The organism is Paraburkholderia sejongensis (assembly GCF_020880815.1).
Lineage (GTDB): Bacteria > Pseudomonadota > Gammaproteobacteria > Burkholderiales > Burkholderiaceae > Paraburkholderia > Paraburkholderia sejongensis.
Genome location: NZ_JAJITD010000015.1, coordinates 159,197 through 173,115, shown reverse-complemented (window position 1 = coordinate 173,115; position 13,919 = coordinate 159,197). Strand labels below are relative to the sequence as shown.

The 13,919-nt window shown below is 64.5% G+C and carries 10 protein-coding genes; 6 read left to right on the top strand and 4 right to left on the bottom strand.

All coding sequences use genetic code 11. The features are described 5' to 3' along the window. Both LJ656_RS26195 and LJ656_RS26190 read left to right on the top strand, forming a co-directional pair. On the top strand, positions 1-812 hold an 812-nt coding region (locus LJ656_RS26195), incomplete at its 5' end, for a transposase (RefSeq protein ID WP_230512427.1). Between the two features lie 500 nt (positions 813-1,312). Beyond that, on the top strand, positions 1,313-1,648 hold the full coding sequence (locus LJ656_RS26190; RefSeq protein WP_230512426.1) for a DUF4148 domain-containing protein: 336 nt from the start codon (positions 1,313-1,315) through the stop codon (positions 1,646-1,648). Positions 1,649-1,915: 267 nt separating this feature from the next. Here the strand turns inward: LJ656_RS26190 and LJ656_RS26185 are convergent, their stop codons facing one another. Further along, the gene (locus tag LJ656_RS26185) at positions 1,916-2,752 is read right to left on the bottom strand and encodes an EamA family transporter (protein ID WP_230512425.1); all 837 of its coding nucleotides are present in this window, start codon (positions 2,750-2,752) and stop codon (positions 1,916-1,918) included. A 117-nt stretch (positions 2,753-2,869) separates the two neighbouring features. After that, on the bottom strand, positions 2,870-4,027 hold the full coding sequence (locus LJ656_RS26180; protein ID WP_230512424.1) for an aromatic ring-hydroxylating dioxygenase subunit alpha: 1,158 nt from the start codon (positions 4,025-4,027) through the stop codon (positions 2,870-2,872). A gap of 210 nt (positions 4,028-4,237) precedes the next feature. Between LJ656_RS26180 and LJ656_RS26175 the strand changes: the two genes are divergently transcribed. From LJ656_RS26175 to LJ656_RS26160, 4 genes are all read left to right on the top strand, one after another. Next, a complete protein-coding gene (locus LJ656_RS26175) occupies positions 4,238-5,275 on the top strand; it encodes a M14 family zinc carboxypeptidase (protein WP_230512423.1) in 1,038 nt (345 codons plus the stop codon). Then, complete coding sequence (locus tag LJ656_RS26170; protein WP_230512422.1) at positions 5,272-6,099, top strand: alpha/beta fold hydrolase; 828 nt, start codon at positions 5,272-5,274, stop codon at positions 6,097-6,099. The genes LJ656_RS26175 and LJ656_RS26170 overlap by 4 nt, the downstream gene beginning before the upstream one ends. Before the next feature lie 222 nt (positions 6,100-6,321). After that, positions 6,322-11,160, top strand: coding sequence for an NAD-glutamate dehydrogenase (locus tag LJ656_RS26165; protein ID WP_230512421.1), 4,839 nt, complete (start codon positions 6,322-6,324; stop codon positions 11,158-11,160). A gap of 147 nt (positions 11,161-11,307) precedes the next feature. Beyond that, the gene (locus LJ656_RS26160; protein WP_230512420.1) at positions 11,308-12,216 is read left to right on the top strand and encodes a cation diffusion facilitator family transporter; all 909 of its coding nucleotides are present in this window, start codon (positions 11,308-11,310) and stop codon (positions 12,214-12,216) included. A 97-nt stretch (positions 12,217-12,313) separates the two neighbouring features. Here LJ656_RS26160 and LJ656_RS26155 read toward each other — a convergent pair whose 3' ends face one another. Continuing rightward, the gene (locus tag LJ656_RS26155; protein WP_230512419.1) at positions 12,314-13,294 is read right to left on the bottom strand and encodes an aldo/keto reductase; all 981 of its coding nucleotides are present in this window, start codon (positions 13,292-13,294) and stop codon (positions 12,314-12,316) included. A gap of 314 nt (positions 13,295-13,608) precedes the next feature. Further along, the gene (locus LJ656_RS26150; protein WP_230512418.1) at positions 13,609-13,914 is read right to left on the bottom strand and encodes a DUF4148 domain-containing protein; all 306 of its coding nucleotides are present in this window, start codon (positions 13,912-13,914) and stop codon (positions 13,609-13,611) included. Between the last annotated feature and the right edge of the window lie 5 nt (positions 13,915-13,919).

Below are 13,919 nucleotides of genomic sequence, written 5' to 3'. Positions count from 1 at the left end.
TCGAGCAGATCAGGGAGCAACTGAAGAAAGAACCGGACAAACAGTTGTCGCTTACCGACCCGGATTCCCGCTCCATGACCAGCGGTGGCAAGAGAACCGGCACCGTCGGATACAACGTCCAGACTGCCGTGGATACGAAGCATCATCTGATTGTCGAACACGAGGTGACGAATATTGGAGGCGACAACGGCCAACTCAGCAGGATGGCTTTATCGGCGAAGAACGCGATGGGCAAGCTAAAGCTGAAGGTGCTGGCTGACCGCGGCTACTTCAGTGGTCCGGACATCCGCGTGTGTGAACTGGCCGGGATCGCCACGTATGTCCCGAAGCCACTCACGTCAGCGTCGAGGAAGAAAGGGCTCTTTACCAAACGCGACTTCATCTACGTTGCCAGGAACGATGAATATCGATGCCCCGCCGGCGAGCGCGCAATTCTTCGATTCAAGACCGTTGAGAATGGCATGAATCTGAACGTGTACTGGCCCAGCGCATGCCCGCGTTGCCATCTCAAGGAGCGATGTTCGCCCAGCGACTATCGCCGTATCCGACGATGGGAACACGAACATGTACTCGAAGTCATGCAGCGTCGTCTCGACCGGAAGCCTGACGCGATGACCATCCGACGAAGCACCGTTGAACACGTCTTCGGCACGCTCAAGCATTGGATGGGTGCCACACACTTCCTGACCCGGACGCTCGGACGGGTGAGCACCGAAATGAGCCTTCAGGTACTGGCCTACAACCTCAAGCGAGTCATGAATATACTTGGGGTTGCGAGGACAATGAAGGCAATAAGGACGGCTGGAAGCTGAGGCCCTGAGGGGCTTCTTGCGCTCGCGATGCTCGAATAGCGCAAGCTCGACGCATCTAACTTGCTTGGGCCGACCGTCAACCTCGCCCTCAGCCGCGAAAATTGCGTTTCCACACGCCCTCGGCCGGGCAACGACATGGGAGTATTTCCGCCAGAGGTTTTGGTGCATTGCTATCGCTATCGTGCATCGAGTCTATCGACGAGTCGTTTTCCCGTGGACGTCCAACTGTCCTTTGGTGACCCCGACCCACAGGATACGGACGAAAACGCACTGAAAGTACCGGTGCTAATGTCTGTGCATCTGACCCGTCACTCACCGCGCCGAAACCCCATCCGCCCGCACCCGCCACCATTGTCCCGACCAGCGCAACAGTGAATTCTTCGCGCACGCATTTACCGTGAATAGCCCGGCTCCTACACTCCTTCCATCGCCGCGGAAGTATCAGTTCGTACGGAGCTTCCACGGTATCCGCATCGAGCAAATTCTGGAGGTAGGAAATCATGAAGTCGCTGATCGAAGCTGTCGTCATCGCCGCTCTCATTGCCACGCCGCTCGCGACGTTCGCTCAATCGAATCAGACCAGTGAGCCGCTGACCCGCGCGCAGGTGCGCGCCGAACTGATTCAGTTCGAACACGCCGGCTACCGGCCGTCGTCGGCCGACACGCACAACTATCCGGCCAACCTTCAGGCCGCCGAAGCGCGTGTCGCTGCCGGGAACGACGCGGCACGGACCAGCGGCTATGGCGCGCCCGCCGTTGGCTCGTCGCAGTCGGGCAGCCGCCCGGATACCGCTCCGACTTCCTATTCGGTGCCGGTGGTGAAGTACGTGCGTTAATGCGCGCGAGGCTCGCGAGCAGCCACTGATCCGAAGATCACGCGTGCTGTTGATTCAGCTTGAACACGAATGGCCTGCTGTCACTCCAACGTGACGCAGGCCATTCGCGCATCCAGGTTTGTCCCTTCTCCAGCAGCGTTTTTCGCGACTACGCAAACTTCCATTGCCCCCACGGATTTTGAATAGCAACGCGTCGCCGGCCGCACTTACACTGCATTCCGAACTGTTGTTGAACGCTGGCAAAGGATCGAGCGGCGTCGCCCAAATTCAAATCCGGATCAACACCGCCCCCAGCGTCACCAGCGCGCACGCCACGATGCGCCGCGCGGTCAGCTTCTCGCGCATGAAGATCACACCGATCAGCACCGCGAAGATCGAACTCAACTCGCGCAGCGCGGAGACCATCGCGATCGGCAGATAGCGATACGCCTCGATGATCAGGCAATACGCGCCGAGCGCGAGCACGCCGGACGCGACGCCCTTGAGCACCAGCGTGCGGCCGATGAACAGCCCCTTCGCACCGCCGCGCCAATGCCACGCGAGCAGGAACTGCGGAATGTTCCAGATCAGATAGACCCACATGATGTAGCTGAGCCCATTGCCGGCAACGCGCGCGCCGACACCGTCGACGACCGAATACGTCGCGATGAACAGGCCGGTCAGCAGCGCGAACGGCACGCTCTCACCGGAGAAGCGCATCCCGCGCCGGAATGCGAGCGAGACGATTCCGCACGACACCAGCGCGACGCCGAGCGCGGCGAGTGGCTTGAGCGCTTCGCCGGCGAACACCAGCGCGCCGACGAATACCAGCATCGGCGACATGCCGCGCGCGATCGGATAGATCTGGCCGAAGTCGCCGCTGCGATACGCGCGGATCAGCGCGAGCAGATAACCCCATTCGAGCACCGCCGACGCGACGATAAACGGCCACGCGGCCGGCGCGGGCAGCGGCAGGATCAGAACGCCGAGCGCGCTGACCGCGATATACGGCATCGCCATCATGCCGAGCAGCCACACGCGATCCTCGGACAGATGCAGGAACGCGTTCCAGGTCGCGTGAAGCAGCGCGGAGAACAGCACCAGCAGAACCACAAAGGTTTCCATCGACAGGCAATCGGGCGGCGGGAGGAGGGCAAAGGAAGGCCGCCGGGCGGCCGCAAGCCCGTGATTATTCCAGCAGAACGCCGAAATCGACGGATGGGCGACTAAAGCGAAGGGGCTTTATGGGGAAAAAAGTGGCGTTTTGGGGCGCTCGTCTCGCGGTGTGAGCGCCGCGTCGAGCGCCCAGGTTTGCACTTCATGGCGCGCGGGACAAGCGATTACGTTCACGCTGCGCCGGGCTTCACCACTGCCGTTCGCACCGTCCGCACCATTCGCACCATTCGCCGCGGCGGCGAGCCAGCCGCGCCTCTCCAGCGCCCGCACCCGCTGCCGGAACGCGATCTGCAACGCGTCCGATTTGACCGACACCTCGCTCTGCCATCCCTCCGGCACACACTCGGGACGAATCCGCCGCAGCACCGCGTGATCCTCCGCGAAGATCCGCAGATTGCGCTTGCGAAAACGCGCATCGAGCAGCGGACTCCTAAGGAACGTGCGACCCATCATCCAGTAAGTGCGCGTGTGCAGCGCATCGACCGGCACATGGGCCGACGCGATAAAAATCCGCCAGCCGTTGCCGAGCGTGAGTTCGAGCGTTGCGCACGGCCCGCTCAGATGAAAGCCGGTCTGCGTGACGACGTCGACGTGCTCGCCGGTCTCCCGGCGCTTGAGCAGACCTTTGCGCACCGGCCGGCGCATCGTGAGCCGCGCGTGGGCGCTCCAGTCGTCCTCGGCGGTCACGTCGAACGCGTCGATTTCGGGGCGGTCGGGCGCGCCGAACGAAGTGCCGTGCACGAACGGCGCGTGCGCGAAATCGAGCCCGTTTTCGACGATGCGCTCCCAGTTGGCGGCCCACTCGAAGGTGCCGTGGATCACGCGTACTGCGGGATCGTCGGCCCAGCCGAGTTCGGGCAGCGGCGGGCGTCCGCCGTCGGGCAGATCGCCGAGCAGCGCCCACACCCAGCCGTGCCGTTCGACGACCGGGTAGCTGTCGACGCGAGCGCGCGCCGGAATCCGCGCGTCCGGTTGCGCCGGAATGTGCGCGCACCGCCCATCGCCGCGATAACGCCAGCCGTGATACGGGCATTGCACTTCGCCGTGCATGCGTTGTCCGGCGGACAGCGACGCGCCGCGATGCACGCAGATATCGGATAGCAGATGGGCGCGCCCCGCTTCGTCGCGAAACGCCACGAAGCGATGGCCGAGCACGGTCACGGGCAGCAGCGCGTCGCGCAGATCGCTCGAAGCGGCGACGACGTACCAGAGGTTCTTGAGCATGGAGAGCGGTTGGCAATGAAACGTGGCAAGCAGTCTAAACGAGCGGCCCCGCGCATTGCAGATCGTCGGCCCGGCCGCGTTGGAGAGATCCGCATCTCAAGGCATCTGTGCCCCAGCCAACGTTGCGAATAAACAATCGTCATATGGGACGGATATATTGGAGGACAGCGCGGCGCGCCGCGTTCTTCCCAACGATCCGATCGACGCCCTATGCCGGCTCTGAGCTTCCTGCCAGATACCTTCGACGAATACGAGGACCTGAAAGCTCTGCTGGACGAGGGCGCGCGCTGGTTCGACACGACCAGCCTCGCGACCGTCGAGGTACGGGGACGGCGCTTCGAGGTGTACATGGCATCGGTCGGATCGACCGATCCGCGGGCGCCGGCGGTGGCCTTTTTCGGCGGCGTGCACGGGCTCGAGCGGATCGGCTCGCGACTCGTGCTCGAGTACTTGCGGTCGCTGATCTCGCGCCTGTCGTGGGACGATCTGCTGCTGCAAACTCTCGATTCGATAAGGATATATTGCTGCCCGATCGTCAATCCGGGCGGCATGTGGGCGTCCACGCGGGCCAATCCGCATGGCGTCGACCTGATGCGCAACGCGCCGCAGAACGCCGACGCACGCGTGCCGCTGCTCGCCGGCGGCCAGCGCGTCGGCGCATGGCTGCCGTGGTATCGCGGCCGCCGAGGCACGCCGATGGAGCCGGAAGCGGCCGCGCTCTTGCAGATGGTCGAGACGCAACTCGCGGCACGGCCGTTGAGCTTCGCGCTCGATTGCCATTCCGGCTACGGCTGGGGCGACAGCATCTGGTTCCCGTATGCGCGCACCCGCAGGCAGATGCCGCATCTGCCCGAAATGTACGTGCTGAAAAGCATGTTCGAGCACGCGCATCCGCATCACGGCTATACGTTCGAGCCGCAAAGCCACCAGTACCTGTTGCACGGCGATCTGTGGGACTACGCGTACGACCGCACGCCGGCGCCGAACATCTTCCTGCCGATGACGCTCGAACTCGGTTCGTGGCTGTGGATCAAGAAGAACCCGCGGCAACTGTTTTCGCGCCAGGGGATGTTCAATCCGGTGATGGCGCATCGCACCGCGCGGGTGCTGCGCCGCCACGCGAACCTGCTCGACTTCCTTGCGCGCGCGGCGTTTTCGTCGCCGCGTTGGTTGCCGCAGGGCGATCAGCGCGAGCAGATGCTGCAACGCGCGCTCGATCACTGGTATCGACCGGCGCCGCCGCGATGAGCACATGGATCTTGCTGCGCGGACTCACGCGCGAAACGCGGCACTGGGGGCGCTTGCCGCAGACGTTGCGCGAAGCGTTGGGCGCATGTGCGGGCGAGGGTGCGGGCGAGGCTGCGCGTCTGTTGCTGCTCGATCTGCCCGGCAACGGCGAATTCGCGCAACAGCGCGCGCCGGCTTCGGTCGCTGCAATGGTCGCGTCCGTGCGCGACGCAGCGCAGCACAGCGGCCTGCCGGGCCCGTACAGCGTGCTCGCGATGTCGCTCGGCGCGATGGTCGCGACCGCGTGGGCGCAGCGGCATCCGCACGAAATCGAACGGCTGGTGCTGATCAACACCAGCATGCGGCCGTTCAGTCTTCCTCACGAACGGCTGCGGCCGTCGGCGTGGCCGGCTCTGCTCGGCGTCGCCGCGCGCTGGAGCGACGCGCTCGATGCGGAGAGCGGCATTCATCGGCTGACCTGCAATAACACTGCAACATTGAGCGCCGATCTTGACGCGTGGGCCGCGATTCGCCGCAGCGCGCCGGTCAGTCGAGGGAACGCGCTGCGGCAGTTGTGGGCGGCCGCGCGTTTCAGCGCGGCACCTGGGCGGCCCGCGTGCGCGCTGCTGATCCTGTCGTCGCGCTCTGACCGGATGGTCGATCCGGCCTGTTCGGCGAAGCTCGCGGCCGCGTGGGACGCCGAGCATCGCGAGCATCCGTGGGCCGGTCACGACCTGCCGCACGACGATCCGGACTGGACTGCCGCGCAGGTTCGCGCGTGGCTCGCGCATGGCGACATACTGCAGGCGACACGCTGCGGGATGCGCTTCACGCAGCCGCCGTGAAACCCGCGTTCTCAACGGCTGGCGGGCATTGCCGCGCTGCAACGCGGCAAGCGGTTGCGGCGCCGAGCAGACGCGCCGGTGCGCCGCTCGCGTGGCCTCGCCAGCGGGTATTACCTGGCGGCGCGACGCATCGCGGCGCCCGCCGCAGGCGCATAATCCGGTTCAGACGTTGCCTGCGAATTTCGCCGTACTCACCATTGCCGCCAGCCAGGGGAGTCGATCATGCAAGCAAAGAACGAAGAAGCCGTCACGCACCTGCTGAACGATGTCGTCGAATTCGCGCGCGGGCGTTTGCCCGAGCCGACCTTCAGGATCGTCGAACCCTTCCTGCGGCACTACTACGATTTCGTCGACGCGGGCGACCTGCAAAGCCGCTCGATCGCCGATCTGTACGGCGCCGCGCTCGCCCACTGGCAAACCGCGCAGCGCTTCGCGCCGGGTCAGCAGAAGCTGCGCGTGTATAACCCGATTCTCGAACAGCACGGCTGGCATTCCGATCACACGGTGATCGAGATCGTCAACGACGACATGCCGTTCCTCGTCGATTCGGTATCGATGGCGGTCAACCGGCATGGGCTCGCGCTGCATTCGGTCGTGCATCCGGTGTTCAGGATCTGGCGCGCGGCGGACGGTAGCATCGAGCGCGTGAGCCAGGGCGCCGAAGAGGCGGGCGACACGCGCTCGCATCTGACCTCGTGCATCCATTTCGAAGTGGACCGCTGCGGCGATGCGGCGAAGCTCGACGCGCTGCGCGACGACATCGCGCGCGTGCTCGGCGACGTGCGCGCGGCGGTCGAGGACTGGCCGAAGGTGATCGAGCGCGCGAAGGAAACGATTCAGGACATGAAGGCGCGCGAGACCGGTGTGGAAGGCGTCGAAGCGCGCGCGTTCCTCGAATGGATGGTCGCCGATCATTTCACCTTCCTCGGCCATCGCGACTACGAGCTGGTGCAAATGGACGGCGGCTACGGCTTGCGCGCGGTCGCCGGCTCCGGGCTCGGGATTTTGCGCGACGCGCTGCGGCCCGCCGGCGCCGCGGAAGTGACGCCGTTGCCGCCGGCCGCCGCCGAAATCATCACGGGGTCCTCACCGATTTTTCTGACCAAGGCCAATTCGCGCGCGACCGTGCATCGGCCCGGCTATCTCGACTACGTCGGCATCAAGCTGGCCGGCCCGGACGGCAAGGTGCGCGGCGAGCGGCGCTTTATCGGCTTGTACACGTCGACCGCGTATTTCGTGTCTGCGGCGGAAATTCCGATCGTGCGGCGCAAATGCGCGAACATCGTGCGGCGCGCGGCTTTTCTGCCGAAGGGCCACCTGGCGAAATCGCTGGTGACGGTGCTCGAAACCTATCCGCGCGACGAGCTGTTCCAGGCCGATGAAGACCAGCTGTACGACACCGCGCTCGGCGTGCTGCGCTTGCAGGAGCATCAGCGCACCCGGCTGTTCGTGCGGCGCGATCGCTTCGACCGCTTCGTGTCGTGCCTCGTATTCGTGCCGCGCGACAAGTACAACACCGATCTGCGCCAGCGTATCGCGAACCTGCTGGCCGACGCGTTCAACGGCGAGAGCGTCGAATTCACGCCGCTGCTGTCGGAATCGACGCTCGCGCGGATTCATTTCGTTGTCCATGCGAAAGCGGGCGGGATGCCGGGCGTCGATACCCGCGAACTCGAAGCGCGGCTCGTGCAGGTCGCGCGCCGCTGGCAGGACGATCTGGCCGATGCGCTGCTCGATTCGTATGGCGAAGAGCACGGCAACCGGCTGTTGCAGCACTACAGCGACTCGTTCCCGGCCGGCTATCGCGACGACTATCCGGCCCGCACCGCGGTGCGCGATATCGAATTGATCGAACGCGTGCAGGGCAGCGAGCGCCTCGCGATGAACCTGTACCGGCCGATCGAATCGGGACCGCGCGCGTTCCGCTTCAAGGTGTATCGCGCCGGGTCGCCGATCGCGCTGTCGCGCAGCCTGCCGATGCTCGAACATCTGGGCGTGCGCGTCGATGAGGAGCGACCCTATCTGATCGAAGCGCCGGGCGCGCTGCCCGCGTGGATTCACGACTTCGGCCTCGAACTCGCGGACGACGCCGAGTTCGACATCGAGCGCGTGAAGGATCTGTTCGAGGAAGCGTTCGAGCAGGTGTGGACCGGCGCGATCGAAAGCGACGACTTCAATCGCCTCGTGTTGCGCGCGCAACTGAATGCGCGCGAGGTGACGATTCTGCGCGCGTATGCGAAGTATCTGCGCCAGGTCGGTTCGACCTTCAGCGACGCGTATATCGAGCGCGCGGTGACCGGCAATCCGGCGATCGCGCGGATGCTGGTCGAATTGTTCACCGCGCGCTTCGATCCGGTGTTCGGCGATACGCGCGACGCGCGGGTCGAACGTGCGCTGGAGGCGATCGACAGCGCGCTCGACCAGGTGCCCAATCTCGACGAAGACCGCATCCTGCGCCAGTTCCTCGGCGTGATCAAGGCGACCAAGCGCACCAACTACTATCGCTACGATGCGAACGGCCAGCCGAAGCCGTATCTGTCGTTCAAGTTCGATCCCGCCCAGGTGCCGGGCCTGCCCGAGCCGAAACCGATGTTCGAGATCTGGGTGTATTCGCCGCGTGTCGAAGGGGTGCATCTGCGCGGCGGGCGCGTCGCGCGTGGCGGCTTGCGCTGGTCGGACCGGCGCGAGGATTTCCGCACTGAAGTGCTTGGGCTGATGAAGGCGCAGATGGTGAAGAACGTCGTGATCGTGCCGGTCGGCTCGAAGGGCGGCTTCGTCGTCAAGAATCCGCCGCCGCCAAGCGAGCGCGATGCGTGGCTGCGTGAAGGTGTCGCGTGTTATCAGACCTTCCTGCGCGGCCTGCTCGATGTAACCGACAACCTCGCGGGCACCGACGTCGTGCCGCCGCCCGACGTGGTGCGGCACGACCCCGACGATCCGTATCTGGTGGTCGCCGCCGACAAAGGCACCGCGACCTTCTCCGATTACGCGAACGCGATCTCGCAGGAATACGGCTTCTGGCTCGACGACGCGTTCGCGTCGGGCGGCTCGGTCGGCTACGACCACAAGAAGATGGGCATCACCGCGCGCGGCGCGTGGGAGTCGGTCAAGCGGCACTTCCGCGAAATGGGCGTCGATACGCAGAGCATGGACTTCACGGTGGTCGGCGTCGGCGATATGTCGGGCGACGTGTTCGGCAACGGCATGCTGCTGTCGCCGCATATCAAGCTGCTCGCCGCGTTCGACCATCGACATATCTTTCTCGATCCGAGTCCCGATCCGGCTGCCAGCATGGCCGAGCGCGCGCGACTGTTCATGCTCGACCGCTCGAGCTGGGCCGACTACGATCCGTCGCTGATCTCGGCGGGCGGCGGCGTGTTTCCGCGCAGCGCGAAGACGATTCCGCTGTCCACCGCGGTGCAGATGACGCTCGGGATCAACGCGGCGGCGCTCTCGCCGGCCGAACTGATGCGCGCGATTTTGCAGGCGCCGGTCGATCTGCTCTATAACGGCGGGATCGGCACCTATGTGAAGGCGAGCCGCGAAACGCATCTGCAGGTCGGCGATCGCGCGAACGACGCGATCCGCGTGAACGGCGCCGAGCTGCGCTGCAAAGTGGTCGCCGAGGGCGGCAATCTCGGCCTCACGCAACTCGGGCGGATCGAGTTCGCGCAGCGCGGCGGCCGCATCAATACCGATGCGATCGACAATTCGGCCGGCGTCGATTGTTCGGATCACGAAGTCAACATCAAGATTCTGCTCGGGCTGGTGGTTTCCGATGGCGAGATGACCGAGAAGCAGCGCAATGCGCTGCTGGCCGAGATGACCGATGAAGTCGGGCTGCTGGTGCTGACCGACAACTACTATCAGACTCAGGCGCTGTCGATTGCGGGCCGCTATGGGGTCGAACTGCTCGACGCCGAGACGCGGCTGATGCGCTACCTGGAGCGGGCCGGGCGCCTGAATCGCGTGATCGAGTTTTTGCCGACCGACGAGGAAATCGCCGAGCGCGCGGCTGCGAAACAGGGGCTCACGACACCGGAGCGCGCGGTGCTACTCGCGTACAGCAAGATGTGGCTGTACGACGCGCTGCTCGAATCGTCGATGCCGGAAGACCCGCTCGTCAGCGATATGTTGATCGAGTACTGTCCGAAGCCGTTGCGGCAGCGTTTCCGCGAGCCGATGCAACGGCACCCGTTGCGCCGCGAAATCCTCGCGACGCATCTGACCAACGCGCTGGTGAACCGGGTCGGCTGCGAGTTCGTGCACCGCTTGATGGAGGAGACCGACGCGCAGCCCGGCGACATCGTGCGCGCGTGCATCATGGCGCGCGACGTGTTCGATCTCGACCAGATCTGGCGCAATATCGACGCGCTCGACAACCGCGTGCCGGACGACGTGCAGGCTCGGATGTTCGTCGAAGTCGCGCGGCTGGTCGAACGTTCGGCGCTGTGGTTCCTGCGCCATCTGCAATCGGGCGCGGCCGGCGACGACGTAACCGGTCTGCTCGCGCGCTGCCGCGATGCCGCGCAACGGCTCGCGCCGCAATGGCCGGCGCTGTTGCCGCACGCCGATCTCGAAGCGCTGTCGGAGCGGCAGCGCGGTTTCGTCGATGCGGGGGTCGATAGCGATCTCGCGGTGCGGATCGCGAGCGGCGAGGTGTCGGCGGCGTTGCTCGATATCGCGGAAGTCGCATCGACGTGCGGGCGCAATCTCGAACAGGTCGCCGGTGTGTATTTCGAACTGGGCACGCTGCTGAACTACAGCTGGATCAGCGAGCGCGCCGCGTCGTTGCCCGCGCCGACTCACTGGGACATGCTCGCGCGCGCCTCGGCGCTGGCCGAACTTGCGCGGCTCAAGCGCGCGTTGACCACCAGCGCGCTGGCCGGCGCGGACGATGCGTCGACCCCGGAGACGCTGGTGCACGCGTGGCGCGACAAACGCGCCGCGCAGCTCGAACGCTATACGCGGCTGTTGACCGATCTGCGCGCGACCGGCGGCGCGAGTCTGTCGGTGCTGCTGGTGGTCGTGCGGGAGATGGCGGCGCTCGAGAGGGCGTAGCGGCGCGCGCCGCGGCGGGCATGGACGTGCCGGTTGGCGGCCATACCCGTCGTTGTCGTCCATAATGCGGACTCTTGCCGATTCCTTTAGCGGCTGCTGCGCCGGTCGGCAAGAGACCCTGGTACTCTCACGGACGCTCTCCCGAAGATGAAAGAAGAATCGCCGAAAGCCATTTTCTACGCCCTCGCCGCCAATCTCGGCATTGCCATTTGCAAGTACGCCGCAGCCGCGTTCACCGGTTCCGGCTCGATGCTCGCGGAAGCGATTCACTCGACCGCCGATTGCGGTAATCAACTGCTGCTGCTATTCGGTTTGCGCGAGTCCCGCAAGCCGGTCAGCCCGTTGCATCCGATGGGCAGCGGTCGCGAAATCAATTTTTATTCGCTGCTGGTGGCGTTGCTGCTGTTCTTTGTCGGCGGCGCGTTTTCCGTCTATGAAGGCGTGCATCGGCTGATTGCCCGCCAGCCGCTGCAATACGCGTTCGTCGCGCTGGCGGTGCTCGGTGTGTCGGTGGTGCTCGAAGCGCTGTCGCTGTGGGGCGCGCTCAAGGAAATTCGCAAGACGAATCCGGATAAAAATCTGTGGCGCTGGTTTCGCGAGACGCGTGAATCGGAACTGCTGGTGGTGGCCGGCGAAGATATCGCCGCGCTGTTCGGTCTTGCGATTGCATTCGTCGCGGTGCTGCTGACGATGATCACCGGCAATCCGGTGTTCGACGCGCTCGGTTCGATCGGCGTGGGTTTTCTGCTGATGGTGATTGCGTGGCTGGTTGCGCGTGAAGTGAAGTCGATGATCGTCGGCGAATCGGCGAGTCCGGAAGTGCGCGGTGCTATCGAAGTGCATCTGGCCGCGCGGCCGGAGATTCGCGGGATCATCAATATGATCACGCTGCAGTGGGGGCGCCACGTGGTGGTCGCGGTGCAGGCGGAAATGATCGACTATGCGAGCGGCCGCGCGATGGTGGATGCGATCAATGTGATCGAAGCCGATTTGCAGGCGGCGTTTCCGCAGGTGCGGTGGGTGTTTTTCGAGCCGGATGTGCCGCGCGGCGGCTAATGCAGCGTCGGCGGTGATGTGAGGTCGAGCGAAACGACGGGTGCAATTGTGAGCCGTTCCGCGCGACTTCGATCAATCCGGTTATGAGTCGCGCCGCTTATTTAAACCCCGTCACCGCATGCGGCACATAACGCTCTTCTAAACGCCGGATCTCTTCGTCGCTAAGCTTCAGCGACAACGCCGCCACCGCATCATCGAGATGATGCAGCCTGGTCGCCCCGACGATCGGCGCGGTGATCGGCTTCTTCTGCAACACCCACGCAAGCGCGACCTGCGCGCGCGGCACGCCGCGCTCTTTCGCGATCTCGCTGACGCGCTCGACGATCTGCCGGTCCGCATCCTGCGTATGCGCGTACAGCGTGCGGCCGAATTCGTCGGTTTCCGAGCGCGCGCTTTCGGTGTCCCAGTCGCGCGTCAGGCGTCCGCGCGCGAGCGGGCTCCACGGAATCACGCCAATCCCTTCGCTCTCGCACAGCGGCAGCATCTCGCGCTCTTCCTCGCGATACAGCAGATTCACGTAGTTCTGCATCGTCACGAAACGGGTCCAGCCGTTGCGCTCGGCGACATGCAAGGCTTTCGAGAACTGCCACGCGTACATCGACGACGCGCCGATATAACGCGCCTTGCCGGCCTTCACGACGTCGTGCAGCGCTTCCATCGTTTCTTCGATCGGCGTGTGATAGTCCCAGCGATGAATCTGATAGAGGTCCACGTAGTCGGTGCCGAGGCGCCGCAGGCTGTGGTCGATCTCGGCCATGATCGCCTTGCGCGACAGGCCCGCGCCGTTCGGCCCCGGATGCATGCGGCTATTGACCTTGGTGGCCAGCACAATCTCGTCGCGCTTCGCAAAGTCCTTCAGCGCGCGGCCGACGATTTCCTCGCTGGTGCCGTCCGAATAGACGTTCGCGGTGTCGAAGAAATTGATGCCGTGATCGAGTGCCTGCTTGATGAAGGGACGCGCCGCTTCGTCGTCGAGCGACCACGGATGCGTGCCGCGCGAGGGCACGCCATAGCTCATGCAGCCGAGACAAAGACGCGATACATCGAGACCGGTGCGGCCGAGTTTCACATAATCCATCGTTGGTGCTCCTGTGGTGAAGTGCACAAACACGCTGCGTGAACAGAACGAAGCGGGTCTTCGATTATAGGGAAACGTCGATGGATGCGTGGACGCCGGCGACAGATGCTTTCAAAAGCACTTTCAAAACCGCTTTCAAAAGCAATACGCCCGCGGAGCCAAGTCCGCGGGCGCATGTCGGCAAAGGCCGAGACCGGCGATGAACAACGCTCAATGCGACGGACGATACGGCGTCCACACAGGCGTGTCGGTATCCCAGTTGTCGAGTTCCGATGGGGTCATGATGTACTCCTTGATAAAGAGGTGCGAAGCGCTTACTGGCCTTTCGCGACGCGGGTCACTTCGCCGTTCGTGCCTTCCTGCAGCGCGAGTCGCGCGGCTTGCGTCTCACCGACAAGGCCCTTGTTCGGATACGAGTTGCGATTGAGCGAAGGCAGCGAGCCGTCGCGGTACGCGGCGACGAGTTCGGCTTTGACTTCGGCGCGCGTTTTGGTGCTGGCGGTTGGCGCCGGTTGCGTGTCATAAGTGCCGGCACGGCCGATGCCGCCGCCGCCTTCGGCAAATACCGGCGCGCTGACCAGCAGCGAAAGAGCAAGACCTGCGAGCAGATGGCGTTTCATGATTC

What these genes read in the sequence shown, in the direction of transcription:
- LJ656_RS26190 (WP_230512426.1), top strand. Translation starts at nt 1,313, where the DNA reads ATGAAGTCGCTGATCGAAGCTGTCGTCATCGCCGCTCTCATTGCCACG.
- LJ656_RS26185 (WP_230512425.1), bottom strand. Translation starts at nt 2,752, where the DNA reads ATGGAAACCTTTGTGGTTCTGCTGGTGCTGTTCTCCGCGCTGCTTCAC.
- LJ656_RS26180 (WP_230512424.1), bottom strand. Translation starts at nt 4,027, where the DNA reads ATGCTCAAGAACCTCTGGTACGTCGTCGCCGCTTCGAGCGATCTGCGC.
- LJ656_RS26175 (WP_230512423.1), top strand. Translation starts at nt 4,238, where the DNA reads ATGCCGGCTCTGAGCTTCCTGCCAGATACCTTCGACGAATACGAGGAC.
- LJ656_RS26170 (WP_230512422.1), top strand. Translation starts at nt 5,272, where the DNA reads ATGAGCACATGGATCTTGCTGCGCGGACTCACGCGCGAAACGCGGCAC.
- LJ656_RS26165 (WP_230512421.1), top strand. Translation starts at nt 6,322, where the DNA reads ATGCAAGCAAAGAACGAAGAAGCCGTCACGCACCTGCTGAACGATGTC.
- LJ656_RS26160 (WP_230512420.1), top strand. Translation starts at nt 11,308, where the DNA reads ATGAAAGAAGAATCGCCGAAAGCCATTTTCTACGCCCTCGCCGCCAAT.
- LJ656_RS26155 (WP_230512419.1), bottom strand. Translation starts at nt 13,294, where the DNA reads ATGGATTATGTGAAACTCGGCCGCACCGGTCTCGATGTATCGCGTCTT.
- LJ656_RS26150 (WP_230512418.1), bottom strand. Translation starts at nt 13,914, where the DNA reads ATGAAACGCCATCTGCTCGCAGGTCTTGCTCTTTCGCTGCTGGTCAGC.